The following is a 22,825-nucleotide window of genomic DNA, read 5'->3' as shown; positions in this document are numbered from 1 at the left end:
GACAGGGATTTGCATAATGAAATCGACGATGGTCCGATCGAGCATCGCGCTGCTCGCCATGGGCGCAGCCGCGCAGGTGGCAGTCAAGGCGCAGGATCTCAGCAGTTCGCGCCAGTCGGTGGGGCAGCCGAGCAAGGACCGGATCGTCATCGGCCTGGGTGCGGCGGTGACGCCGGTCTATCAGGGCGCCGACGATTATCGCGTGCTGCCGCTGCCGGCGATCGACATTGTCGAGGGGCGCTTCTTCGCCAATTTCCGCAATGGCGTGGGGCTCAATCTGGTCGATGACCGGGCGCTGACCATCGGCGCGGGCGTCACGCCGATGCCCGGCTATCGGCGGCGCGACGTGCCGACGGGTATCGATCGGCTGTCCTGGGGCGTGGGCGGGCGCGTGTTCGCCAATCTGACCGGCGGCGGCGTGGTGGCGACGCTGGGCGCGACGCAGGGCATTAGCGGCAGCACCGGCGGCTTCATCGCTGACGCCAGCCTCTCCTATCCTGTCATCCTCAATCCCAAGCTCATCATCACCCCCTCGATCGCCACCAGCTTTGCCGACGGCAAGCATATGGACGGCTATTTCGGGGTGAATGCGCGGGAGGCGGCAGCGTCCGGACTGGACCAATATCGCGGCAAGGCAGGGTTCAAGGATGTCTCGGCGCTGCTCAACATCGTCTATCGGCTCGACAGCCGCTGGAGCGTGACCGGATCGGTCGGGGCGACCAGTCTGCTCGGCCGGGTCAAGGACAGCCCGCTGGTCGAGCATGCGACGCGACCGAACGGCTTCGTGGCGCTTGCCTACCGGTTCTAAAACAGGCGATCGGCGGCAGGTTTAGCTGCCGACCGTCAATTCCTCATAGCAGGCCTGCGCCTCGGGCGCGGGGCCGCGCCGGGTGGGCAGCTGGATCACGCGGACGACGCGGACGCCGGCGGCGTGGGGAAAGGTGATGAGGTCGCCGGCGCGCACCGGCGCATGGGACCGGTCGATTCGCCGGCCATTGAGGCGGATATGACCGTCTTCGGCCAGCTTCTGCGCGGTCGAGCGGCTTTTCGACAGGCGCGCGAACCACAGATATTTGTCGATGCGCAGGGACGGGCCGACGCCCGTCCCATGCACTGTCATGGCCCCCTTGGGGTCAGCCATTGCGCCCCAGCAGTTCGGCCAGGCCGGCGAAGGCATGGTTGCTGGTGGCGGCCTTGTGGCTGGCGGGGGTAGCGCGCGGCGCGCGATTATCGTCGCGGTCGCCACCCTTGCGCGGGCCGCGATCGCCGCCCTTGCCGCCACGGTTGTCGCCACGACCTTCACCGCGATTGTCGCTCTTGCCGGCAAATTTGCCTTCGGGGCGCTGCTGCTGGTCGCGGCGGGGGCCGCGCGGACCACGATCGCCCTGCGGGCGGCCTTTCTGCCGGCCCTTGAACACCCAGTTGGCGCCGGTGGCGGCGACGGGCGCTTCGGCCGGGGTTTCGGTTGCCGCCTCGGCCGCCGCTTCGACGGGGGCCTCGGCAACGGCTTCCGCTGCGGCTTCAGGCGCAGCCTCGGTCGCTTCGACCACGTCCGTGCCCTCCACGGCGGGCGCGGCTTCGGCCGGTGCCTCGGCGACGGGCGCCGGGGTTGGCACCGGATCGATCGGGCGGAAGCCGGCGGCGCGCATCAGCTGCAGGAACGCTTCTTCGCTCAGGCCCAGCGACACGATCTGCGGGCTGAGCGCGCTGAACGGCTCATTCTTCGCGATCGTCTCGTGCGCGGTGCGGGCCATGCGCTCGGCAATGTCGATGCGCAGCATCTGCGGGCCAAAGCTGCGGAAGCCCGCAATGCGGGCGCCCATTTCCTGGGGCTTGTCGCCGGTCGGGATCAGGGTCAGGCCCGGCTGGGGCAGCGGCAGGCAGGGCTTGCCGATGCGCGCCGCCTGCAGCGCCGCACGCCAGCGCGCCGCACCCGGCTTCAACAGGCCGGGATGATAGAGATCGAGCACGCCGATATCGATGCCGGCGCGGCGCAGCAGATGGCGCTGATCCTTGTCGAGATGGCCGAGCGCCGAATCAAGGTCGAGTCGCGGCGCGACGCCGCCGGCATCGGCCAGCTGGGCAAAGACCGCGCGGACGACGGCTGGCACGGCCGGATCGGCAGCGCTTTCGCTCATCTTGACCAGTGGCAGCAGATGCTTCTGCTTCTGCGCCTCGAACCAGGTCGCCAGACGGGTCGTCACCTGCTTCTGCACATCCGGGCCCAGCGCGGCGAGCGCGCGATCGAGCCGGATTTCGGGCGCGAGCAGGCCTGCGCCCGCCATCAGCGTTGCGACCGGGGTGCCCTGCCAGGCGATGCCCGGCGTCTGTCCCGCATCGTCCATGAGCGCGAAATCCGTATCCGCAGCGCTCATCAATTCGTCAGCCTTCACTCGTAATACCTTTCCAAGGCGCCTTTCCGCCGCCGCCAGCAACAGCTTTCTGTCCTGGAGTCGCGTAGCGGGATCGACTGAGAAACGAAATCCGTCAAGTCGCCCGATCGTCTCGCCATCGACGCAGACCGTCCCATCCGGGTCGACCGTGACCGGCAGATTGCTCGCATTCTGTCCGAGATCCCTTAGCAGAACAGAGGTGCGTCGGTCCACGAAACGCTGCGTCAGGGCCGCATGCAGCGCATCGGACAGCTTTTCTTCCAGCATGCGCGTGCGTTCCGCCATCTCCACCGGATTGGCCAGCCAGTCGGGACGATGGGCGATATAGGACCAGGTGCGCGCGGCGGCGATCCGGCCCGACAAGGTGTCGATATCGCCCTGGACCGAATCGAGGCGGGCGATCTGCTGGGCGAACCAGTCGCGCGGAATATGGCCGCCAAAGCCGGAGCCATTGCCGGCGATGAAGCGCCAGATGCGCGCCACGGTGCGGGCATGATGCTCCGCGCCCAGCTTCTGGAAATCGGGCAGGCCACAGGCGGCCCAGAGCCGTTCGACATCGCGCTTGGAGCGGACACGGGCCTGAACTTCCGGGTCTTCGGCCATCCGGCGCAGCACGGCCAGGTCGACCGCCTGCGGCGCGGTGCGCAGTTCCGGGCGATCGGGCCGGGCCTCCAGATCGATGATGAGATGATCGATGCTGTCGGTGCGCGGTGCGCCGTCGCGCCAGAAAAGCTGGTCGACGGACGGAAAGCGATGTGCCTCGATCGCCTCGATCTCTTCGGGGGTGAAGGCGGCGTCGCCATCCTCCGACCCCAGACTGCCGAAGGTGCCGTCCTTGTGATGGCGCCCGGCGCGGCCGGCGATCTGGGCCATTTCGGCGACCGTCAGCCGGCGCGAGCGGCGGCCGTCAAACTTGCGCAGCGAGGCGAAGGCGACATGGGCGACGTCGAGGTTGAGGCCCATGCCGATCGCATCGGTGGCGACCAGATAATCGACGTCGCCATTGAGGAACATCTGTACCTGGGCATTGCGGGTGCGGGGCGAGAGCGCGCCCATCACCACCGCCGCACCGCCCCGGAAGCGGCGCAGCATTTCCGCCACGGCATAGACTTCCTCGGCCGAGAAGGCGACGATGGCGGAGCGGCGCGGCAGGCGCGACAGCTTCTTGGCGCCAGCATAGGAGAGGGTGGAGAAGCGCGGCCGGCCGATGATCTCGACCTCCGGGACTAGGCTCTTGACCGTCTTCGCGATGCTGGCGGAGCCCAGGATCATCGTTTCTTCGCGGCCGCGGGCGCGCAGGATGCGGTCGGTGAAGATATGGCCGCGCTCGGGATCGGCGCCCAGTTGTGCCTCGTCCAGCGCGACAAAGGCGAAATCGCTGAGGCCGCCGGTCATCGCGGCGGCTTCCCTGCCGCCACTGATGGGCATGGATTCGGCGGTGCAGAGGAAATAGCGCGCGCCCGGCGGCACGATCTTTTCCTCACCGGTGATGAGGGCGACCTGCTGCGCGCCCTTGATCGCGACGACGCGGTCATAGACTTCGCGCGCCAGCAGGCGCAGCGGAAAGCCCATCATGCCGCTCGAATGGCCGCACATGCGCTCGACGGCGAGATGAGTCTTGCCGGTATTGGTGGGGCCCAGCACAGCGGTGACGGGCGAACGGGCGAACTGGGCCATGATGGGGCCTATGTCGTGCAGGATGGCGGGCAGGGCAAGGACTTTGCGCGATCGGCCCGATGTTCCCTTGGTTAACGGGACTCTGCCCGGCCATGGGCACGTTTCGTCGCAGCGGCGCGGGTCATGGCAGCGTCTTAAATTGACTTTAACCCTGCGCGTTCACAAGGGTGCGGTCCGACGCATGGCGCGGGGACCATTGCGTTGGCGATGCGATAAAAAGCACCCCGGGGGTTGCGGCTTTTGTTCCAGGATAATCAGTCGGGTTTTCAGCAGGGTGGCGCGTCCATGTCGCTATGGCTGGCGGACAGCCTGCAGCGACCGGCGGCGCCGCGCGACTGGCGCACGCGCCTGCGCGACTGGGCGGAGGACGTCAACCTCGTCCCGGACCTGGGGCAGAATGTCGGCAGCCTTACCTGGTTTCGCGGCCTTGCCACCTGTTTTGGCCTGTGCGCCACCGCCCTCTATCTCTCGCCCGGTTTCCAGCCGGTGCCCGGCGCGCCCGAACCGCTACTGGCGCCCGCCCAATATGACGAGGTGCGCAGCCAGATGATCACGCCGCTGGCGCTGGGCGCGGACAGTGGCCGGCGGATGGGCGCGACCGATACGGTGCAGCCCCTCAAGGAAACGCCCGAACGGCCGCAGATCGAACTCAATGCCCAGATCGGCAGCAGCGACACGCTGGCCCGCGCCTTGTCGCGTGCCGGGGTCAGCAGCGGCGATGTCGCGACCGTGACCAGCATGGTCGGCGGCGATATCGGCGCAGGCGTGAAGCCGGGCACCCGGCTCGACATCATCCTGGGCCGCCGTGCCAGCCGCACATCGCCCCGGCCGCTCGACAAGCTCAATTTCCGCGCGCGGCTCGACCTTGCGGTCGAACTCAACCGGGTCGGCGGCGTGCTGCAGGTGACGCGCGTGCCCATTCGCGTCGACAACACCCCGCTGCGCATCCAGGGCGTGGTCGGCGACAGCATCTATCGCTCGGCCCGCGCCGCCGGTGCGCCGCCCAAGGCGGTGCAGGCCTTCCTGCGGGTGATCGCCAAGCAGGTCGATCTGGGATCGATCGGCGCGGGCGACCGCTATGACATCATCACCGAATATCATCGCGCCGAAACCGGCGATGTCGAGGTGGGCGAGCTGCTCTATGCCGGTTTCCGCCGGGCGCGGGGTAAGGCGGTCGACATGCTGAAATGGACCAGCGAGGGCCGCACCGAATGGTTCGAGGCATCGGGCGTGGGCGAAAAACGCGGCGTGCTGGGCGCACCGGTCGACGGCGCCCGCATGACGTCGGGCTTCGGCATGCGCCGCCATCCGATCCTGGGTTATACCCGCATGCATGCCGGCATCGATTTCGGCGCGCGCTACGGATCGCCCATCTATGCGGTGACCGACGGCGTGGTTGCCTTTGCCGGCCGCCATGGCGGCCATGGCAATTATGTCCGTGTTTCCCATGGCGGGGGCCTGGCCACCGGCTATGCGCATATGAGCCGGATCGCGGCGGTGCCCGGCCAGCGGGTGCGGCGCGGCCAGGTGATCGGCTATGTCGGTTCCAGCGGCCTGTCGACCGGTCCGCATCTTCATTATGAGTTGTATCGCAATGGCCAGGTGGTCAATCCGCTGTCGGTGAAGTTCACCACGACGGCGCAACTGACCGGCAGCAATCTGGTCGCTTTCCGCGCGCGCCTGGCCCAGCTCAAGGGGCTGAAGGTCGGCACGCATGAGGTGGCGGCGGCCGCGCCGACCGCGGGCGCACCGGCCGCTGCGGGGAAATAAGCGGCTTTGCGGCGGTGGCTCGCTCGGCTAACGAGCGGGCATGACATCCTCCCATCCCGTCACCATCACCGCAATCCTGCTGGCAGGGGCGCGGCCGATCGCCGATCCGCTCGCAACCGCTGCCGGCGTGCCGGTCAAGCCGCTGGTGCCGGTCGCGGGGGAGCCGATGATCAACCGCCCGGCGCGCGCCTTGCTCGCCCATCCGGCGATCGGCCAGCTGGTGGTGCTGACGCAGAATCCCGAATATTTCGCCGATGATCCGGCCACCGCCTGGCTGGCCAGCGATCCGCGCGTGCGGTTCGAGCGCGGCGGCAAGGGCATCGCCTCCTCGCTGCTGGAACTGATGGAGAAGGCGGACCTGCCTTTCCCGCTGCTGATGACGACGGCGGACCATGTGCTGCTCGACGCGGCGATGCTGGACCAGTTCGTGGCGGAGGCGACGGGCGCCGACATCGCCGTCGCCATGGTCGAGAAGGCGACCCTGCTGGCCCATTATCCGCAGTCGCGCCGCACCTGGCTCAAGTTCCGCGACGGCTGGTGGTCGGGCGCGAACATCTTCTGGTTCGGCAGCGCCAAAGCGCGCCCGGTGATCGCGTTGTGGCAGGATGTCGAGCAGGACCGGAAGAAGGGCTGGAAGATCCTGTCCGCCTTTGGCCCGCTGGCGCTGGTCGGCGCACTGCTGCGCATCCTGACCCTGCGCGGCGGCATTGCGCGGGTGGGGCGGCGTTTCGGCCTGACCGCGCGGCTGGTGGCGATGGACCAGGCGGAAGCCTGCATCGACGCCGACAAGCCCGACGACATCGTGCTGATCGAATCCATCCTCGCGCGCTAAAGGGCAGGGCGTTTCCCTATCGGGTTATTCCCGATGCCGCGCGCTGTGGCTGCATGCTAGAAACAATCGGACCCGGCAGATGGGCCCGATGAAGGGAGCACCCGCATGCGCAAGATTCTGCCCCTGGCGGCATTGTTGCCCGCCACCCTCGTCCTGATGGCACAGACAACGCCCGAAGCGGCGCCCTCGCCGCCGGCGCCGACCCCGGTCACTCCGGTCAGCGGCGATTCCCGCGACGTATCGGTCGCCGCCTGCCTGAACGAAGCCAAGGCCCAGGGCGCAAAGAAGGGCGTGATCGACGTCACCCTGCGCGAGGTCGAGGATACCGACAAGAAAAGCGACAGCCGCGGTGCCGTGCGCGCGCTGGTCAATGTCGTGATCGACAAGGACGGCAAGCAGAAGACGGTCAAGAAGACGTTCAAGTGCAGCACCCAGAACGGGGTGGTCACCGCCTTCAAATATTATTGAATTTCCCTAGCCCGGTCTCATCAGGCTGAACCGGGCGCGGCACCAGTGCGTCGTTCCTCTCCCCCCTCGATCCAGGGATGGCGCGCTGGTGTCGCTCAGTTCGCGTCGGACTCCGGCGGCAGCGTATCGCGCAATGCCAGCGCATGGCGGGTGGCAAGACCCATCATCAGGAAGCCGGCGATCGAGGCGACGATATTGGCGATCGCAGCGCCGATCGTGCCATTCATCGGCAGCAGCACCGCCTGCATCCCCAGCAGCAGCAGGGTGGAGGCAAAGGTGATGCGCAGCGACAGGCCGGCCCGGTCGGTCGCCATCAGCAGCGGGCGATAGCTGACCCCGACCAGGTCGATGCAGGCCGACACGCCCAGCAGCATCAGCAGCGGATAGGCGGGGAGGAATTCCTTGCCCGCGATCAGGCCCAGCAGCGGATGGCCGATGGTCAGGATCAGCGCGATGATGATGGCGCCGGCGATCAGCGCCAGCCGGTTGGTGCGGCGGAACAGGGACCGCAGCGCATCCACGCCATGGCTGGACTGTGTGCGCGACAGTTCGACGAAGATGCTGCGCGAGAGCAGGCTGGAAATCTTGGTCAGAGACTGGGCGAGCTGGTTGGCAAGGCGATAGAGGCCCGCGCCCACCGGCCCGACGAACAGGCCGACGACCAGCACCGCGACCTGCTGTCCCATGGCGGACAGGCTGGTCTGCAGGTTGGTGGCGGTTAGGAAGCCGACGATGCCGGGATTTTCCTGGCGCGCATCAAGCGCCCGGCCGGCGGTCCAGCTGCCGAGCCGCCCCTTGCCTTCGCGCAGGGCGAGGTACCAATAGGCCGCCGCGCACAGCAGTTCGGCGGCGCCCCAGGCGATCAGGAAGCCGGTGATGCCGGGCATCAGCGCAAGCGCCAGGCCCGCGCCGATCATCCGTCCGACCGGGATCATGGTTTCGGCGACGGCGGCCGAATCGAAACGGTCGAACAGGCGCAATATGCCGGTGGGGGAGGAGCGGATGGTGATCATCATCACCATGCAGAACAGCCAGGCCTGAAGCCCCATGCCCGGCCCCAGTTGCAGCTGGTTGCCGAAGGCGAGGATGATGATCGCGGCGATCAGGCCGCCGGCCACGGCCGAGGCGAGATCGATCAGGATGCAGAAGCGCAGCACCCGGTTGAGCGCATTGCCGTTGCCGTCCGCCAGATGCGGCTGGCCATAGCGCACGACGATCTGCCAGCTGTCGAAGGACACCAACGTCTTGATGACGTTGGCGGCGCTCAGCACCAGCGCGAAGCGGCCGAAATCGGCAACGCCCAGCGTGCGGGTGACGATGGCGAGATAGGCAAGGCTCAGCACCGCGCCCACGCCCTTGCCGCCCAGCAACCAGCCGGTATTGGCCAGGATACGGGCAAAGCCATCCTGTGCGCTGCTACCCTTTGCGCGCTTCAACTTCACCGGAACAGGAGCCTTTCGCGTGACACGCCGTTTGTTGCTGGCGGGCGTCTATCTAGGGAAGGGCGGCGCATTGCGCAAATGCGTCCTTCTCTTCCCTGCGCTGCGAAATCGCTCTAAAGCGCGGGCATGACCATCAAGAAAGCCATCATCCTCTCCGCCGGCCAGGGTTCGCGCCTGCTGCCGCTGACCCGTGACGTGCCCAAGTGCATGATCGACTTCAACGGCCGCACCCTGATCAGCTGGCAGATCGCCGCGCTGGTCGCCAATGGCGTGACCGACATCGTCGTCGTCACCGGCTTCCGCACCGAGCGGGTCGAGGATCATGCGCTGCAACTCTATCGCGAGACCGGCGCGCGCATCCGCACGCTGTTCAATCCCTTCTTCCAGGTCGCCGACAATCTGGGCAGCTGCTGGATCGCGCGTGAGGAGATGGACCAGGACTTCATCATCCTGAACGGCGACACCATCGTGTCGGACGAGATCGTCGCGAAGCTGGTCTCGGGCGCCAAGGACGCGATCACCGTCACCGTCGATGTGAAGCCCGACGGCGACTATGACGATGACGACATGAAGGTGAACCGGGACGAGACCGGGCGCCTGCACCATATCGGCAAGCGGCTGCTGCCGCCCGACACCAATGCCGAATCGATCGGCATGCTGGCGTTCGTGGGCGAAGGGCCGGCGATCTTCCGCAACCAGGTCGACCAGATGATGCGCACGCCCGAAGGCGTCGCCCGCTGGTATCTGCGCGCGATCGACATCATCGCCAAGGGCAACCGGGTCGGCACCGTGTCGATCGAGGGGCTAGCATGGCAAGAAGTCGATTTCCCGCAGGATGTCGATGCCGCCAATGCGCTCACCGAGAAATGGGTGGAAGAAGGGCGCTACGGCGCGTGAGCGCCGGGTTGCGTAGCCAATTCGGCGGCTGCCAAATGGCCGCAATGGGTGAATAGGAGACTGTCAGCTTTCAGCCGAAAAACGGCAAATCTTGCCACTTCGGTGGATGACATGGCTTTGGCCATTTCGCGGTCTTTGTAGCCGTCTAACGTACTCAGCCAATCGACAAAGTCTTGGCATCCACCGGCCTCAAGCGGGAAAATACCGACAGGCTCTGATCCATCAGAATAGAGCAGAAACACTACATCGTCGCCCCAAGGTCCACTGTCGTCAGTCGCGACAACGACGCGTTTAAGATCGACAATGGGTAGCTGGCGTTCAGTGCCTTGCCCATCGGTGGTAACGATCGCTTCACCTGAGATGGTAACCATCCACGATGAAACGGGCCGAATGCATTTCAACTTGTCGCGCAACCAATTGAACATAGTTGATGATGCTAAGATCGGTTTCCGCAAACTGCAATGTCCGCAGATGGAGAAGCGCGAGAGCCGCGTGGATGGCAAATGTTGGTCGTTTGCCGACCGTCTGATCTGTCTACCCGACCTAAAAGGCTTCCCCGATCCCGAAATAGAAGGCGGCGCCGTCCTTGCCCCAGGCGATGTCGGCCCGCAGATTCACATTGGCCTCCTTCGAGGCGAGATAGCGCAGGCCGAAACCTCCGGCGGGGAGCATCTTGGTATGTTTCCAGATATCCTTGCCGCTGCGCGCAATGCCGCCGATGCCGCCGAAGGCGACCATGCCGATCTTGCCGAACAGATGCTGGCGCACCTCGCCCTGCAGCGCCCAGCTGGCCCGGTCGCGATAGCGGCCGGTCTCGTAGCCACGCAGGTCGCCATTCTGGCCATAGAGGCACAGGTCATAATAGGGCGCGCCGTCCGACGCCTCGCACAGCGTCTTGCGCACCACCAGCACGGTCTCGCGCCCCAGCGGGAAATAGCCATTGCCCGCAATCTGCAGCTTGTGATGGGTGAAGTCGCTGCCCAGCCAGTCGGCGCCATAGGTCAGTGATCCGGTGGTATAGACGCCCTTGCGCGGATCGACCGGATTGTTGCGGCTGTCGAAGGTGAAGGAGGGGCCGAGCATCGCAATCTGGCTGTGCCGCTCGATCGCGGGCGGTGTCAGGTTCGGATGATTGGGCAGCGGCAGCGAAACGCGGGCGTTCATGTCGAGATAATAGAGGCGCGCGCCGAAGGAGAGGTGGCGCAGGAAGCCTTTGCTGAAGATCTGATATTGGGTGTCGACCATGGCGGCGAAGGCCTTGTCGCGCAGCTTGATCGACAGGTTGGACGCGCCGGCATTGGCGCCGATGCCATAGAAGCGCAGATTGGCGACGCCATAGCCGGCCCAGCCTTGGAAGCGCAGCCGGTCGTCGGCCAATGTCATGTTGTGCGATGCGCCCAGGCCCCAGCTATCGGTGCTGGTGTAGCCGCCACCAAAGCCGCTGACCCAGGGGCGGGACGATCCGTTGGGATTATAATAGAGCACCGCCGCACCGGCGAGGCCGGTGCCCATCGCCGGATTGGACAGCGGGATCGGCGCGATTACCAGGTCCGGCTTGGTGCTGGGCGGGGGCAGGGCGGCATCGGGCGCGGGTTCCGGTTCGCCGGCCTGCACGCTCTGCGCCTGATCCATGATCTCGCGCGATGGCGTATTTTGGGCGGCGGCGGGAAGGGCCATGCCCAGGCACATCATCAGGCTTGGGCCGGCCAGCGCGTGTCGCACGCCATGTCTCCCTGTCATATCGGACCAGCCTAGAGGAAGGCGGGGGCGGCACCATCGGGGGAAATGTGCAGGCAAAAGGGGGAAATTACCCAGAAGCCAGGCAAGCGCCTTTCCCGCATATTGTCTGCCCGGCCCGAAGGAGCAGGGCGCGGGGCCGGGGGACAGGGAATGATGGCGATGCGAGGATTGACGCTGCTATCGGTCATGGCGCTGGGTGTGGCGGGCCATGCCCGCGCAGAAGAAGTGCCGCCCGTCCCGATCATTACCCAGGTTGCGACCAGCGCCGATCCCGTCAGCGGGGCGACCGACACGCCGATGCCCGTTGCGCCCGCAGAAGGGGCGGCGGAGCCCCCGCCCGAACGCGAAAAATATCCGCTGCTGCCGATCGGCGGGCGGGCGGCGATCGAGCGCGGCTATCATATCCAGCGCGCGCTGGGCGCCAGCGGCATGCTGATCCACAATGTTCAGCATATGAACAGCCGGAACCTGGCAGTCGCCATCGCCAAGGGCGAGGATCCGCCCGAGGGCGCGTCGCTGCTACAGGTGCCCTTCGTCACCACGACGGAGATGGAAAGCCGGACCAGCAACAGCGAGTTCAAGGCGGATGTCTGGCTGTTCCCCTTCCTCAACCTGTTCGCCGGCATCGGCAAGGTGAAGGGGCATGTCGATGTCGGCGTCGACATCGATCTCGATGCCTTCGTGCCTTTCCCCTTCTGTCGCCCGGCCAAGCCCTGCGGTCATAGCCAGCTGCCCTTCAAGGCGGATGTCGACAACACCTCCTTCACCTTCGGCAGCATCCTGGGTTATGGCAGCAACAGCTGGTTTGCCGCCCTGTCCCTCGCCAAGACGATCAGCGTGGCGAAGAAGGACCGGTCCGACATGCGGATGACCAACATCGCGGCACGGGCCGGCCCGCGCGTCTCGCTGGGCGGCAACACGATCCTGACACCCTATGTCGGCGCCAATTATTTCGACATGGATGTCACCGTGTCGGGGCTGGTGCGCAGCGGCCCGTTGTTCGAGGACGGCGATGGTGTCGGCCTGCGCTACAAGGTCGACCTGTCGAGCCGCCGCCCCTGGGCCGGCATCGCCGGCGCCAATCTGGAACTGTCCAGCCATTGGGCGATGCAGGCCGAATATAATCTGGGGCAGGAATCCAACCGCTTCGTGCTGAGCCTGACCTTTCGGCCCTGATTCGGCCGGCCCCGATCCGTCCGATCAGAGGGCGAAATGCCCCTTCAGCCAATCGCGCAGCGCCGTGTCAGCTTCGTTGTCAATCTTGACCGCGCTGCCAAGGTCGGGCTGGCCCGGCCAGCCGGCATCGGTGATGGTCAGGCCGGCGGCGCTGCGTTCCCCGTCATAGCGGGGGATGACATGGAAATGGACATGCGGGTCGACCATCATCAGCATCAGATAGTTGATCTTGGCATAGTTCACCGCGCGGGTCAGCGCGGCCTCGATCGCGGCGGTGACGGTCTTGAGTTCGGCATGCGCCGCGCCCGGCAGGTCGCCGAACGCGGTCGCGTCGCTCTTGGCTGCCAGCACCAGCGATCCCAGCGTCGGCTGGGCGGGGCGCAGCAGCACGACCCAATGGTCGAATTCGGCAACCAGCGTCGCGGGCCAGCCGAACTTGGCGATGGTCGCGTTCATGCCGCTGCCTCGGCCTCGTCCATCCAGCTGACGATCGGCCGGCCGGAGCGGTGGACGATATAGGCCTGGGCCAGGCGCACGGCATGGACGACCAGCGAGATGATGGTCCACCAGGCGAGCGCGATCAGGCCGATATCGGGCCGGCCGAACAGCAGCGCCACGAACAGGATCACCATGTTCGGGTTGCGACGCGCGGTGATCAGGCGGAACTGACTGTCGAACGGACGCCATACATGGATGTCCATCTTGAAGTCCTTGAGGAACATCCCCTCGATCAGGCGCTGGAGGATATAGCCCGCGATCACGGCGGTCATGATGAAGGTGAAGGTGCCGGCCGACAGGCCCAGCCCCCAATAGGTAAGGCCCACGCCCCAGAAATACCACCAGAAGGGCGGGTGGACCAGGTCGACGCCATGGTCGATCACATTGCCCCATTTGGAAGAAGTGATGGTGCAGCGGGCGAGCTTGCCGTCCACCGTGTCCAGCACCATGAAGATGAAGCCGCACAGGAAGCCGGTCCAGAACAGTCCCTTGGCGAACAGGAAGGTGGCGACGAGGCAGAGCGTCACGCCGATCACCGACACCATGTTCGGTGTCATCTTCAGCTGCGCGGCGATGCGCGTCAGGATCAGTGCCAGTTCGGGCCAGAGATATTTGGTCAGCAGGTCGGTCACGCCCTTATAGGCGCCGAAATAGCTTTGCCGTTCGATCGCCTTGCGGGTCTGGGGCACCAGTTCGCGCACCATCGGCTGTTCCAGCTTGCGCAGCTGGCGATTGTATAGCTTGCGCCCGTCCGACAGGTCGATGAGGCCGCTGGCCTTCATCGGGTCGCTGCCCGCGGGCACCTGACCGACGATCGGCTGGCCGGCCCAGGCGAACATCGTGCCGGGCGTTTCCAGCACCAGCCGCAGCAACAGCGGGTCGAAGGCATAGGCGAGGTTGAAGACCAGTTCATGGCCCGGCGCCAGCGTGCTGCCATTCTTGGCCGCGCTTTCCGCCATGCGGCGATTGCGTTCGGCGTTGGACATGCCCCAGATCGGGGTCGCATTCTCGCCGAGCAGGCGAACCGGGCCGAGGGTGGTGCTGATCGTCTGCATCATGCCTGTGCCTTCTGCGCAAAATCGAGGATGAGGGCGGCCTGCCGCTGCGAGGCGGGGACCGGGGAAAGATCGATACTATCCTGCATTGCCGCTTCCTGAGCAGCAACCAGGCCCGGTTGCAAGTCTGCTGCCCGATCGAGCGCGCCCTGAAGCGCATCCGCGCGGTCGATCACCTGGCCCAGGCGCCAATGGGCGAAGGCCTGATCCTCGCGCCAGTCATGATGGTCGAGGTTCAGGAAGATGCAGGGGCGGGGGGTGAGCAGAAACTCGTAAACCTGGCTCGACACGTCGCCCAGATAGGCGTCGGCGCTGGTCGTGTAGCTCATGTCGATCGAGTGGCGGCTACCCATGTCGACGCGGATATGCGGGCTGTCGCTGTGGATTGGCGGGATGCGGCGGGCGAGCTTCACATGCGGCGCGATGATGACGTTCCAGCCCTGCAGCGCTTCGAGCGCGGCCATGACCTGCGGCCCGTGCCTGACCCAGGAGGACAGCTCCGGGTCGAAATGCGGATTGTAGAGCAGCACCGGCTTGTCGTCGTCGAACAAGGGGCGGCGCGGCGCGCGCAGTTCGAACTTGGCATAGCCGCCGACCAGGCAATTGGCTTCGGTGCAGAGGCCGTAGCCGATCATCCGGCGCCGGTCCTTCTCGCCCGCGACGATGGTCAGGTCGAAATCGGCGTGGCGCTGCTTGTAGCCGCCAGCCCGGTCGCCCGCGCCATGCTTGATCAGGATCAGGCGGGTGGCAAAGCCGGGCATCCGTTTCAGCCAGGCGCTGGTGATTTCCGTCGTCACCAGCGTCGGGAAGCGGGCGATGGCGCGATAGTTGAGCAGCAACGTCGCCAGCCGCGAGGGCAGGCGGAACAGGGAGTCGGGCTTGGTCGAGGGGCGACGCAGCTTGATGAGGTCGAGCCGTCCTTCGGGATCATAGCTGGCGACCAGATCGAGAATCAGGCGCGAGGGCGAAAGCACATGGACGCGCACATCCGCGCGCTTGCCCAGTTCAAGGGCGGCCGGCAGCCAGTGAAACACCTGCTGCGCTTCGGCGATGGCAAGAAAGGCGATGTCGATCGGCAATGAAGGCGGTCCCCACAGATATTCGCCGCCGCAGGGGCATGACCTGCGTTTGCTTTACTTCGCCCCGCGTCGCAATGCGAGGGGGGAGCGAAACGAGGTCGCTCTAGCGTGGCTGGCGCGGGACGCAAGCCGAAGCCCCTCTTCGGCAATGATTATTTGCAATCGATTTGCAACAAGGCCCGCCGGGGCAGAAACATGGTCTCAGTGCTGGACCTTTGCAGATTTTTCGTTATGCGGACCCCCATCAGACAGACATCGACGAAGAGGCTCGACGAGCGATGGCCGAATTTGCTTTGCCCAAGAACAGCAAGATCAGCGGCAAGGGCGTGACCCACAAGGCGCCCGAGGGCGCGACCAATGTCCGCAGCTTCAAGGTCTATCGCTACGATCCGGACTCGGGCGAGAATCCGCGCTACGATACGTTCGAGATCGATCTCGACAATTGCGGCCCGATGGTTCTCGACGCGCTGCTGAAGATCAAGAACGAGTATGACTCGACCCTGACCTTCCGCCGTTCGTGCCGCGAAGGCATTTGCGGTTCCTGTTCGATGAACATGAACGGCAAGAACGGCCTGGCCTGCACCACCGCGATCGACGAATGCGCCGGCAAGCAGGTGCAGATCACCCCGCTGCCGCACATGGACGTCATCAAGGATCTGGTGCCGGACTTCACCCACTTCTACGCCCAGTACAACAGCATCAAGCCCTGGCTGCAAACCGTCAGCCCCGCGCCGAGCGGCAAGGAGCGGCTGCAGTCGCCCGCCGATCGCGAGAAGCTGGATGGTCTTTATGAGTGCATCCTGTGCGCCTGCTGCTCGACCAGCTGCCCCAGCTACTGGTGGAACAGCGACAAGTTCCTGGGCCCGGCGATCCTGCTGCAGGCCTATCGCTGGCTGGCCGACAGCCGCGACGAGTTCACCGGCGAGCGCCTCGACGAGCTGGAAGATCCCTTCCGCCTCTATCGCTGCCACACCATCATGAACTGCGCGAACGTCTGCCCCAAGGGCCTGAGCCCGGCCAAGGCGATCGCGGAGACCAAGAAGATGATGGTCGAACGGCAGCTGTAAGTTGACCAGCGACGGTGTTGCAGGCGGGCGACCGCTGAACGAAGGGAAATGGTCGGGCTGGACCGCCTGGCACGATCCGCATCCCGACACCTTCCTGCAGGCCATCGGCCGCGGTTACATGCGCGGGCTGGGCGAGAAGAAGGCGCATGTCGCGCTGGAAACCCGCACCAGCCACCGCAACCGGCTCGATACGCTGCATGGCGGCTTCCTCGCTGCCTTTGCCGACCATGCCTATTTCGGCGGCCTGTGGGCGATGGGTTATCGCGATCAGGTGAACGGCGTGACCATCGACCTGTCGATGCAATATCTGGGCGCGGGCAAGGTCGGTCCCGACCTGCTGGCCGAGGTGGAATTGCTGCGCGAGACCGGGCGCCTGATGTTCCTGCGCATGCTGATCACCCAGGAGGGCGAGCCGGTCGCGGCGTCCACCGCCACGCTGCGCAAGGCGCCCAAGGCGCAGTGACCAGCGTCATCGCCCGTTATGATGCGCTGGTCGAGGCTGGCGAATTGCGGCCCGACCCGGACCAGCGTGCCGCCGCCGTGCGACTCGACCAGCTTCAGCATGATCTGGAAGCGACGCCGGCGCGTGGCTCGACGCTGTGGAAGCTGCTGCGCAAGCAGCCCGAGCCGCCGCGGGGCCTCTACATGTGGGGCGGGGTCGGGCGCGGCAAGTCGATGCTGATGGACCTGTTCTTCGACACGGTCCATGTGCAGCGCAAGAAGCGCGCCCATTTCCATGAATTCATGCTCGACGTGCATGCCCGCCTGGCCGAGGCGCGCAAGTCCGAGTCGGGCGATCCGATCCCGCCGGTGGTCGAGTCGCTGGCCGAAGAGGCGCGGCTGCTCTGCTTCGACGAGATGGTCGTCAACAATATGGCTGATGCGGCGATCATGTCGCGCCTGTTCACGGGGCTGCTGGAAAAGCGGGTGACGATCGTCACCACCTCCAACCGTGAGCCCGACGAACTCTACAAGAATGGCCTCAATCGCCAGCTCTTCCTGCCCTTCATCGACCTCATCAAGGCCAAGCTGGACGTGATGACGCTGAACGGTCCGGTCGATTATCGCCGCGACCGCCTGGGCGACTCGAAGCTGTGGCATGTGCCCAATGGGCCGGAGGCGACCAGGGCGCTGTCGGAGGCCTTTTTCCGCCTGACCGACTTTTCGGTCGAGGACCGGGCCAAGGTGCCCTCGGAGGAGATCGTCGTTCAGGGCGGGCGCACCATGCATGTGCCCAAGAGCCTGAAGGGCGTTGCCGTCTTCTCGTTCAAGCGGCTGTGCGTCGAGGCGCGCGGCGCGCCCGACTATCTGGCGATCGCGCGCAAATATCATACGGTCATCATCGTCGGCATTCCGGTGCTGGGGCCGGAGAAGCGCAACGAGGCGGCGCGCTTCGTCACGCTGATCGACTCGCTCTACGAATATAAGGTCAAATTGCTCGCTTCGGCCGATGCCGAGCCGATGCGACTCTATCCCGAAGGGGATGGGGCGTTCGAATTCGAGCGGACCGTGTCGCGGTTGATGGAAATGCAGTCCGACGATTATCTCGCGCTGGGTCACGGCCCCAAATAAGCGCGGCGCACCCCGTCGTGCGCGCATTTCGCCCTATCGCCGCTTGCGTCGACGTTCATCAGGGCGCAACTTTCTTACGGAAAAACAGACCGGATGCTTCCACTTGGGAAGCATCCGGCAGGCTACCGCTGCAGGGAAGGCTCTAGGTCCAGGGTAGGAGACCAGGAGCGACAGGGTGTGAAAAAGCCTCTAATGCAACTGCGAATGAATTGCAAAGATAATTTGCTGCAGGGGGCTTTGTTTGGTTGAAACCCCCACAATATGGGCGTAGGCGCACTGACAATTCCAGAGTTCACATCTTGGAGGATGATTGCATATGGCCCGTAAGAAGATCGCGCTCATTGGCGCTGGCAATATCGGCGGCACGCTCGCGCATCTCGCGGCTCTCAAGGGACTCGGTGACATCGTCCTGTTCGACGTCGTCGAAGGCGTTCCCCAGGGCAAGGCTCTCGACCTGTCGCAGTGCGCCTCGGTCGAAGGCTTCGATGCGAAGATCACCGGTTCCAACGACTATGCCGATATCGCGGGCGCGGACGTCATCATCGTCACCGCCGGTGTCGCCCGCAAGCCGGGCATGAGCCGCGACGACCTGCTGGGCATCAACCTCAAGGTCATGAAGGCCGTGGGCGAGGGCATCGCCGCCAACGCCCCCGACGCCTTCGTCATCTGCATCACCAACCCCTTGGATGCCATGGTCTGGGCGCTGCGCGAATTTTCGGGCCTGCCCGCAAACAAGGTCGTCGGCATGGCCGGCGTTCTGGACAGCTCGCGCTTCAACCACTTCCTGGCGGAAGAATTCAACGTCTCGGCCAAGGACGTCACCAGCTTCGTGCTCGGCGGCCATGGCGACACCATGGTTCCGGTGATCGAATATTCGACCGTCGCCGGCATCCCGGTTCCCGACCTGATCAAGCAGGGCCGTTCGACCCAGGAGCGCATCGACGCCATCGTCAAGCGCACCCGTTCGGGCGGCGGCGAGATCGTCGCGCTGCTCAAGACCGGTTCGGCCTTCTATGCGCCCGCCACCAGCGCGATCGCCATGGCTGAAGCCTATCTGGGCGACAAGAAGCGCCTGCTGCCCTGTGCCGCGAACCTGACCGGCCAGTATGGCGTCGACAATCTCTATGTCGGCGTGCCGGTCATCATCGGCAAGGATGGCGTCGAGCAGGTCATCGAGATCGAGCTGAACGACGAAGCCAAGGCCAACCTCCAGGTGTCGGTCGACGCCGTCAAGGAACTGCTGGAAGCCTGCAAGGGTATCGATCCCTCGCTCGCCTGAGCCAACCAGCTTGCACCGTCCCGTTCCAGGTAAGTGCGCAGCCTGGGACGGGTCGCTTTAGACCCAAGTGCCACGTCCACAGAGAATAAAGGGACACATATGTCCATTCTGGTGAACAAGAACACCAAGGTCATCACCCAGGGTATGACCGGTGCCACCGGCACCTTCCACACCGAAACCGCTCTTGCCTATGGCACGCAGATGGTTGGCGGCGTGACCCCCGGCAAGGGCGGCACGACCCACATCGGTCTGCCGATGTTCGACACCGTTGCCGAAGCCAAGTCGAAGACCGGCGCCGACGCATCGGTCATCTATGTTCCGCCGCCGTTCGCGGCCGACTCGATCCTGGAAGCGATCGATGCCGAAATCCCGCTGATCGTCGCGATCACCGAAGGCATCCCGGTTCTGGACATGGTCAAGGTGAAGCGCGCCCTGTCGGGTTCGAAATCGCGCCTGATCGGCCCGAATTGCCCCGGCCTGCTGACGCCCGGCGAGTGCAAGATCGGCATCATGCCCGGCAACATCTTCTCGAAGGGTTCGGTCGGCGTCGTGTCGCGTTCGGGCACGCTGACCTATGAAGCCGTGTTCCAGACCACCAATGCGGGCCTGGGCCAGACCACGGCCGTCGGCATCGGCGGTGACCCGGTCAACGGCACCAACTTCATCGACGTGCTGGAACTGTTCCTGGCCGACGACGCCACCGAATCGATCATCATGATCGGTGAAATCGGCGGCGACGCGGAAGAGCAGGCTGCCCAGTTCCTGATCGACGAAGCCAAGAAGGGCCGCAAGAAGCCGATGGCCGGCTTCATCGCTGGTCGCACGGCGCCTCCGGGCCGTCGCATGGGCCACGCCGGCGCGATCGTGTCGGGCGGCAAGGGCGACGCGGAAAGCAAGATCGCGGCGATGGAAGCGGCCGGCATCAAGGTCGCTGCCAGCCCGAGCCTGCTGGGCGAGACCCTGCTGGAAGTGCTGAAGGGCTGATCCGCCTTTAAAATATGATATGGAAACGCGGCCGGGCTGCACCCCGGCCGCACTTTCCCGCTCCGCGACTGCACGCGGCATGCATGGGACACAAGACGATGGGTTACGAGAACCAGGATTTCGAGATCGAACAGGGGCCGAGCTGGGCACGCCCCAACTGGCCGTTGGCGGACACCGACGACCTGACCGGGGCGATGGACCCGACGCAGATGCAGGTGGCCGTGAAGGCTGCTGCAAAGGCGCAGGGTGCTGCTGTTTCCGAGGCCGATATCGCATCGGCTGCCGAGGACGCAATCCGCGCGCAGATGCTGATCCGCACATATCGCGTGCGCGGTCATCTGGCCGCCAATCTCGATCCGCTGGGCCTGGCCAAGCGTGACCTGCCGGCGGACCTGACCCCGGAATATCATGGCCTGACCGACGCGTCGAAGAAGGTCTTCCTGGGCGGCACGCTGGGCCTGCAGTACGCGACCGTCGCGGAGATCGTGACGATCCTGCGCCAGAATTACTGCGGTAATGTCGGCCTTGAATATATGCATATCGCGGACGTCGAAGAGCGCCGCTTCCTGCAGGAACGCCTGGAAGGCAAGGACAAGGAAATCCACTTCACGCCCGAGGGCAAGAAGGCGATCCTGGCCAAGGTCATCCAGGGCGAGCAGTATGAGAAGTTCCTGGGCCGCAAATATGTCGGCACCAAGCGCTTCGGCCTCGACGGTGGCGAGTCCATGATCCCCGCGCTCGAAGCGGTCATCAAATATGGTGGCGCATCGGGCGTGCGCGAGATCGTGTTCGGCATGGCCCATCGCGGCCGCCTGAACGTCCTTGCCAACGTCATGGCCAAGGGCTTCCGCGTCATTTTCCACGAATTCTCGGGCGGCACTGCCAACCCCGAAGACGTGGGTGGTTCGGGCGACGTGAAATATCACCTCGGCACCTCGACCGACCGTGAGTTCGACGGCGTCAAGGTCCACATGTCGCTGGTCCCCAACCCGTCGCACCTTGAAACCGTCGATCCGGTGGTGCTGGGCAAGGTCCGCGCGCAGCAGACCTTCCGCGATGACCTCACCAAGCATGAGCAGGTTCTGCCCGTGCTGATCCACGGCGACGCGGCCTTTGCCGGCCAGGGCATCGTCTGGGAATGCCTCGGCTTCTCGGGCGTCAGCGGCTACAACACCGGCGGCTGCGTCCACTTCATCATCAACAACCAGATCGGCTTCACCACCAGCCCGCAATTCTCGCGCGGCTCGCCCTATCCGTCGGACGTGGCGAAGGGTGTCCAGGCGCCGATCCTGCACGTCAATGGCGACGATCCCGAAGCCGTGACCTTCGCGACCAAGCTGGCCATGGAATATCGCCAGAAATTCCATCGCGACGTCGTCGTCGACATGTGGTGCTATCGCCGCTTCGGTCATAACGAAGGCGACGAGCCGGGCTTCACCCAGCCGCTGATGTACAAGGAAATCCGTCAGCATCCGCCGGTCAGCGACATTTATGCCGCGCGCCTGAAGGCGGAAGGCGTGGTGGACGACGCGTTCGTCTCCGGTTCGACCGACGAGTTCGTCGCCCATCTGGAAGACGAGTTCGAAGCTGCCAAGAGCTACAAGGCCAACAAGGCCGACTGGTTCGCCGGTCGCTGGTCGGGCCTGCACAAGCCGGCTGATGCCGAAACCGCGCGCCAGAGCGTGGAATCGGCGATCAACCAGAAGCTGTTCGACAGCCTGGGCCGCACGCTGACCACCGTTCCCGAAGGCCATAATGTCCACAAGACGCTGAAGCGCGTGCTGGATGCCAAGGCCGAGATGTTCAAGTCGGGTGCCAATTTCGACTGGGCAACCGGCGAGGCGCTGGCCTTCGGTTCGCTGCTGTCGGAAGGCTATGGCGTTCGCCTGTCGGGTCAGGACTCGGGTCGCGGCACCTTCAGCCAGCGTCACGCGGTCTGGACCGACCAGGACACCGAGGCCAAGTATATCCCGCTCTCGACCGTGCCACATGGCCGTTTCGAAGTGCTGGACTCGCCTTTGTCCGAATATGGCGTGCTGGGCTTTGAGTATGGTTTCGCCCTGGCGGACCCGAAGAGCCTGGTGATCTGGGAAGCGCAGTTCGGCGATTTCGCCAATGGTGCGCAGATCATCTTCGACCAGTATATCGCGTCGTCGGAAACCAAGTGGCTGCGGTCCAACGGCCTCGTCTGCCTGCTGCCGCACGGCTATGAAGGCCAGGGCCCCGAGCATAGCTCGGCGCGTCTGGAACGCTATCTGCAGCTCTGCGCCGAAGGCAATATCCAGGTCGCGAATATCACGACCCCGGCCAATTACTTCCACGCGCTGCGTCGCCAGATGCTGCGGCCCTTCCGCAAGCCGCTCATCATCATGGCGCCCAAGTCGCTGTTGCGTCACAAGGCCGCCGTCAGCAAGGCCGAGGACTTCCTGGGCGAAACGCACTTTAAGCGCATCCTGTCGGACCCCAATGGGTCGGCCGACAAGGATACCAAGCGCCTGGTGCTCTGCTCGGGCAAGGTCTTCTACGACCTGATGGAAGCCCGCGACGCCGCCGGCGACGCCAACACCCAGATCGTCCGTATCGAACAGATTTATCCGTTCGCCACCGACGCACTGGCCACGCGCATCGAGCGCATGACCAATCTGGAAGACGTCGTCTGGTGTCAGGAAGAACCGCGCAACAACGGCGCCTGGTCCTTCGTCGAACCCTACATCGAGGAAGCGCTGGCCAAGGCCGGCAAGGCGCCCAAGCGCGCTCGCTATGCCGGCCGCAAGGCATCGGCATCGCCTGCCACGGGCCTGGCCTCGCGCCATGTGTCCGAACAGGGCGCCCTCGTCGCCGATGCGCTGGGTCACAGCGTTCGTGAAGAAATCCGTCGCCAGAAGAAAGGCTGAGA

At 65.1% G+C, this 22,825-nt stretch carries 20 protein-coding genes; 12 read left to right on the top strand and 8 right to left on the bottom strand.

Annotation, left to right across the window (positions count from 1 at the left end):
- The first annotated feature begins 16 nt into the window (after window positions 1-16).
- Window positions 17-808: a MipA/OmpV family protein gene (locus DIZ22_RS12010; RefSeq protein ID WP_048937815.1), complete on the top strand. Its 792-nt coding sequence runs from the start codon at window positions 17-19 to the stop codon at window positions 806-808.
- 21 nt (window positions 809-829) lie between these two features.
- Here DIZ22_RS12010 and DIZ22_RS12005 read toward each other — a convergent pair whose 3' ends face one another.
- Together DIZ22_RS12005 and DIZ22_RS12000 are read right to left on the bottom strand one after the other, a co-directional pair.
- Window positions 830-1,120 carry an RNA-binding S4 domain-containing protein gene (locus DIZ22_RS12005; RefSeq protein WP_164488891.1) on the bottom strand — a complete coding sequence of 97 codons (291 nt, stop codon included), beginning with the start codon at window positions 1,118-1,120 and terminating at the stop codon, window positions 830-832.
- A gap of 13 nt (window positions 1,121-1,133) precedes the next feature.
- A complete protein-coding gene (locus DIZ22_RS12000; RefSeq protein ID WP_122928220.1) occupies window positions 1,134-4,070 on the bottom strand; it encodes a helicase-related protein in 2,937 nt (978 codons plus the stop codon).
- A gap of 285 nt (window positions 4,071-4,355) precedes the next feature.
- Here DIZ22_RS12000 and DIZ22_RS11995 point away from each other — a divergent pair, with 285 nt between their 5' ends.
- From DIZ22_RS11995 to DIZ22_RS11985, 3 genes are all read left to right on the top strand, one after another.
- Complete coding sequence (locus DIZ22_RS11995) at window positions 4,356-5,840, top strand: M23 family metallopeptidase (RefSeq protein ID WP_234415736.1); 1,485 nt, start codon at window positions 4,356-4,358, stop codon at window positions 5,838-5,840.
- A 40-nt stretch (window positions 5,841-5,880) separates the two neighbouring features.
- Window positions 5,881-6,672, top strand: coding sequence for a nucleotidyltransferase family protein (locus tag DIZ22_RS11990; protein WP_048937819.1), 792 nt, complete (start codon window positions 5,881-5,883; stop codon window positions 6,670-6,672).
- A gap of 105 nt (window positions 6,673-6,777) precedes the next feature.
- Window positions 6,778-7,140, top strand: coding sequence for a hypothetical protein (locus tag DIZ22_RS11985; RefSeq protein ID WP_048937820.1), 363 nt, complete (start codon window positions 6,778-6,780; stop codon window positions 7,138-7,140).
- A gap of 95 nt (window positions 7,141-7,235) precedes the next feature.
- On the opposite strand, the gene DIZ22_RS11980 is transcribed toward DIZ22_RS11985, so the two are convergent.
- Window positions 7,236-8,582 (bottom strand): lipopolysaccharide biosynthesis protein, encoded by a 1,347-nt coding sequence (locus DIZ22_RS11980; protein ID WP_122928219.1) that lies wholly within the window; start codon window positions 8,580-8,582, stop codon window positions 7,236-7,238.
- 126 nt (window positions 8,583-8,708) lie between these two features.
- Here DIZ22_RS11980 and DIZ22_RS11975 point away from each other — a divergent pair, with 126 nt between their 5' ends.
- The gene (locus DIZ22_RS11975) at window positions 8,709-9,479 is read left to right on the top strand and encodes a phosphocholine cytidylyltransferase family protein (protein WP_048937822.1); all 771 of its coding nucleotides are present in this window, start codon (window positions 8,709-8,711) and stop codon (window positions 9,477-9,479) included.
- On the opposite strand, the gene DIZ22_RS11970 is transcribed toward DIZ22_RS11975, so the two are convergent.
- Together DIZ22_RS11970 and DIZ22_RS11965 are read right to left on the bottom strand one after the other, a co-directional pair.
- Window positions 9,467-9,904 (bottom strand): hypothetical protein, encoded by a 438-nt coding sequence (locus DIZ22_RS11970; protein ID WP_206364604.1) that lies wholly within the window; start codon window positions 9,902-9,904, stop codon window positions 9,467-9,469. The genes DIZ22_RS11975 and DIZ22_RS11970 overlap by 13 nt on opposite strands.
- Window positions 9,905-10,022: 118 nt before the next feature.
- Window positions 10,023-11,201: a BamA/TamA family outer membrane protein gene (locus DIZ22_RS11965; RefSeq protein ID WP_234415737.1), complete on the bottom strand. Its 1,179-nt coding sequence runs from the start codon at window positions 11,199-11,201 to the stop codon at window positions 10,023-10,025.
- A 177-nt stretch (window positions 11,202-11,378) separates the two neighbouring features.
- Between DIZ22_RS11965 and DIZ22_RS11960 the strand changes: the two genes are divergently transcribed.
- Window positions 11,379-12,395, top strand: a complete 1,017-nt coding sequence (locus DIZ22_RS11960; RefSeq protein ID WP_240626724.1) for an outer membrane beta-barrel protein — start codon at window positions 11,379-11,381, stop codon at window positions 12,393-12,395.
- A 24-nt stretch (window positions 12,396-12,419) separates the two neighbouring features.
- On the opposite strand, the gene DIZ22_RS11955 is transcribed toward DIZ22_RS11960, so the two are convergent.
- The 3 genes from DIZ22_RS11955 to DIZ22_RS11945 are packed head-to-tail and all read right to left on the bottom strand — an operon-like array spanning window position 12,420 to window position 15,027.
- Window positions 12,420-12,851, bottom strand: coding sequence for an HIT family protein (locus DIZ22_RS11955; RefSeq protein WP_048937826.1), 432 nt, complete (start codon window positions 12,849-12,851; stop codon window positions 12,420-12,422).
- Window positions 12,848-13,951, bottom strand: a complete 1,104-nt coding sequence (locus tag DIZ22_RS11950) for a CDP-alcohol phosphatidyltransferase family protein (protein ID WP_048937827.1) — start codon at window positions 13,949-13,951, stop codon at window positions 12,848-12,850. The genes DIZ22_RS11955 and DIZ22_RS11950 overlap by 4 nt, the downstream gene beginning before the upstream one ends.
- Window positions 13,948-15,027: a glycosyl transferase gene (locus DIZ22_RS11945; RefSeq protein WP_048937828.1), complete on the bottom strand. Its 1,080-nt coding sequence runs from the start codon at window positions 15,025-15,027 to the stop codon at window positions 13,948-13,950. Before DIZ22_RS11945 ends, DIZ22_RS11950 begins: the two co-directional genes overlap by 4 nt.
- A 278-nt stretch (window positions 15,028-15,305) precedes the next feature.
- On the opposite strand from DIZ22_RS11945, the gene DIZ22_RS11940 reads away from it, so the two are divergent.
- The 6 genes from DIZ22_RS11940 to DIZ22_RS11915 all read left to right on the top strand — a co-directional run bounded on the left by DIZ22_RS11940 (window position 15,306) and on the right by DIZ22_RS11915 (window position 22,823).
- Entirely contained in the window at window positions 15,306-16,094 is a 789-nt protein-coding gene (locus tag DIZ22_RS11940) for a succinate dehydrogenase iron-sulfur subunit (protein ID WP_004211148.1), read from the top strand.
- A gap of 1 nt (window position 16,095) precedes the next feature.
- On the top strand, window positions 16,096-16,557 hold the full coding sequence (locus tag DIZ22_RS11935; protein WP_048937829.1) for a PaaI family thioesterase: 462 nt from the start codon (window positions 16,096-16,098) through the stop codon (window positions 16,555-16,557).
- On the top strand, window positions 16,554-17,666 hold the full coding sequence (gene zapE / locus DIZ22_RS11930) for a cell division protein ZapE (protein ID WP_048937830.1): 1,113 nt from the start codon (window positions 16,554-16,556) through the stop codon (window positions 17,664-17,666). Before DIZ22_RS11935 ends, zapE begins: the two co-directional genes overlap by 4 nt.
- A gap of 316 nt (window positions 17,667-17,982) precedes the next feature.
- Window positions 17,983-18,945, top strand: a complete 963-nt coding sequence (mdh, locus tag DIZ22_RS11925) for a malate dehydrogenase (RefSeq protein WP_010337480.1) — start codon at window positions 17,983-17,985, stop codon at window positions 18,943-18,945.
- Window positions 18,946-19,044: 99 nt separating this feature from the next.
- On the top strand, window positions 19,045-19,929 hold the full coding sequence (gene sucD, locus DIZ22_RS11920) for a succinate--CoA ligase subunit alpha (RefSeq protein WP_004211155.1): 885 nt from the start codon (window positions 19,045-19,047) through the stop codon (window positions 19,927-19,929).
- A 98-nt stretch (window positions 19,930-20,027) separates the two neighbouring features.
- Complete coding sequence (locus DIZ22_RS11915) at window positions 20,028-22,823, top strand: 2-oxoglutarate dehydrogenase E1 component (protein WP_004211156.1); 2,796 nt, start codon at window positions 20,028-20,030, stop codon at window positions 22,821-22,823.
- The last annotated feature ends 2 nt before the right edge of the window (window positions 22,824-22,825 follow it).

The organism is Sphingobium sp. LF-16, assembly GCF_003711185.1.
Lineage (GTDB): Bacteria > Pseudomonadota > Alphaproteobacteria > Sphingomonadales > Sphingomonadaceae > Sphingobium > Sphingobium yanoikuyae_A.
The sequence above is the reverse complement of the archived record's forward strand: the minus strand, read 5'-3'. Positions and strand labels throughout refer to the sequence as shown.